Annotated in this window: 2 protein-coding genes; both read right to left on the minus strand. The window is 58.6% G+C overall.

Annotated elements, in window-relative coordinates:
* Positions 1 to 339, minus strand: a 339-nt coding sequence (locus tag RT613_RS23680; protein ID WP_313618814.1) for an MCP four helix bundle domain-containing protein, incomplete at its 3' end; no start/stop codon positions are given.
* Positions 340 to 530: 191 nt separating this feature from the next.
* A partial coding sequence (gcvP, locus tag RT613_RS23685; RefSeq protein ID WP_313618815.1) for an aminomethyl-transferring glycine dehydrogenase occupies positions 531 to 2,601 on the minus strand: 2,071 nt, incomplete at its 5' end.

Below are 2,601 nucleotides of genomic sequence, written 5' to 3' on the forward strand. Positions count from 1 at the left end.
TTCAAACTCTGCGGCCAGACGCTTTTCATCATCGGCCATATAGCTGCTCTCGTAGGACTTCCAGGCTGCATCAATGTTCGAAAGGGCACTTGCGAGGCTGGCTGCGCCTTCTTCCCAGGTCATTTCGCCGCCGGCAATCTTGTGCGTGGTGTCGACAATATTGACGGCATACATATCTGCCACGATCTTCAGCTGGGCCATAGGCTGAATTCTGTCGACCACCAGCGAGTAGGTTCGCTCTGAAATGGTGGAGATGCTGAGAAATGAAACGACAACGATGGCGGCAATCGCAGCCGACAGCATTGATATGCTTGCGATGAGCTTGAGGCGGATAGACATCTGCTTGGGGATCCACAGTAAAGGAGAGCGGCGGGAGGACGTCGGGAGGTATGCTGCGGATACAATTAGCTATATTTGTTTTATCGTTTGTTAATGAAGCGTTCGGTTGCGTTTGTTGGATGGCGTCAAACTTAATGGCAATTGATTATGTGCCATAAGCAAAAGGCCCGCCGGAGGCGGGCCTTTCGATGTTATTCTGCAGCTTCCTGATATTCGCTCATGGGCGGGCAGGTGCAGATGAGGTTGCGGTCACCATAGACATTGTCGATGCGGTTGACCGGCGACCAGTATTTGTCGATGCGGAAGGCACCGGGCGGGAAGCAACCCTTTTCGCGGGAATAAGGGCGATCCCATTCGCCAACCAGATCTTCCACCGTGTGCGGCGCATTTTTCAACGGGTTGTTAAGCTTGTCACTGCGGCCTTCTTCGATGTCGCGGGCTTCCTCACGGATGGCTAGCATGGCATCGCAGAAACGGTCGAGTTCCGCCTTGGTTTCCGATTCTGTCGGCTCGATCATCAGCGTGCCGGCAACCGGCCAGCTCATGGTCGGTGCGTGGAAACCGCAGTCGATCAGACGTTTTGCCACATCATCCACCGTCACGCCGCAGCTGTCGACCAGCGGGCGGGTGTCGATGATGCACTCATGTGCCACACGGCCAGTCTCGGACTTGTAGAGCACGTCGTAAGCGCCGGACAGACGGGCTGCGATGTAGTTGGCGTTGAGGATGGCAACCTTGGTTGCCTGCGTCAGGCCTTCACCACCCATCATCAGGCAGTAGCTCCACGAGATCGGCAGGATCGATGGCGAACCGAATGGCGCAGCGGAAACCGCACCTTCGCGACCATCGCTTGCCACGTGGCCGGGCAGGAACGGTGCCAGATGCGCCTTGACGCCGATCGGACCCATGCCAGGACCACCACCACCATGCGGAATGCAGAAGGTCTTGTGCAGGTTGAGGTGCGATACGTCGGAGCCGATGTCACCAGGACGGGCAAGGCCGACCATGGCGTTCATGTTGGCGCCGTCGAGATAGACCTGGCCGCCATGCTTGTGGGTGATGTCGCAGATCTGGCGAACCGTTTCCTCAAACACACCGTGGGTGGACGGGTAGGTGATCATGCAGCAGGACAGATTTTCCGAGAACTGCTCTGCCTTTTCACGGAAGTCATCGATGTCGATGTCGCCGTTTTCACGCACCTTGATTGGCACGACCTTCATGCCCACCATCTGTGCCGAGGCCGGGTTGGTGCCGTGCGCGGAGGTTGGAATGAGGCAAACATCGCGGTGCGTATCACCATTGGCAAGGTGATAGTTGCGAATGGTCAGAAGGCCGGCATATTCCCCCTGCGCGCCGGAGTTCGGCTGCATCGAGAAGGCGTCATAACCGGTGACCGAGCACAGCTTTTCGGAGAGGTCGTCGATCATTTCCTTGTAGCCCAGCGCCTGATTGGCCGGGACAAACGGATGGATGTCGGAGAACTCAGGCCAGGTGATCGGCAGCATTTCGGCTGTGGCGTTCAGCTTCATGGTGCAGGAACCGAGCGGGATCATCGAACGGTCGAGCGCCAGATCGCGGTCCGAAAGACGGCGGATGTAACGGGTCATCTCGCTTTCGGCACGGTTCATGTGGAAGATCGGGTGCGTCATGTACTGGCTGGTGCGCAGCAGATCCTTCGGCAGACGATAGTCAGCTTCAAAATCGGCCACCACGAAGTTGCCACCAAAGGCACGCCAGACAGCTTCCAGCGTTGCCGGGCGGGTGCGCTCGTCAAGGCTCATGCCGATCTTGGTCGCGCCGACCTTGCGCAGGTTCACACCTTCGGCAACGGCCGAACGCATGATGACGCCCTGCATGTGGCCAACATCAACGGTGATCGTGTCGAAGAAGGTTTCCGGCTCGATGGTGTAACCAAGCTTTTCCAGACCCTTGGCCATCAGTACGGCCTTTTTGTGGGTCTGCTGGGCAATGGCCTTGATGCCCTGTGGGCCGTGGAAAACGCCGTACATCGATGCCATGACCGCCAGCAGCACCTGCGCGGTGCAGATGTTGGAGGTGGCCTTTTCGCGGCGGATGTGCTGCTCGCGGGTCTGCAGCGACAGGCGGTAGGCGCGGTTGCCGCGTGCATCGACCGATACACCGACCAGACGGCCCGGCATGGAGCGCTTGATGGCGTCCTTGACCGACATGAAGGCTGCGTGCGGACCGCCGTAACCGACCGGCACGCCGAAACGCTGCGAGGAACCGATGGCGATATCGGCG

The sequence above is a fragment of the Agrobacterium sp. genome, assembly GCF_032092815.1.
Lineage (GTDB): Bacteria > Pseudomonadota > Alphaproteobacteria > Rhizobiales > Rhizobiaceae > Agrobacterium.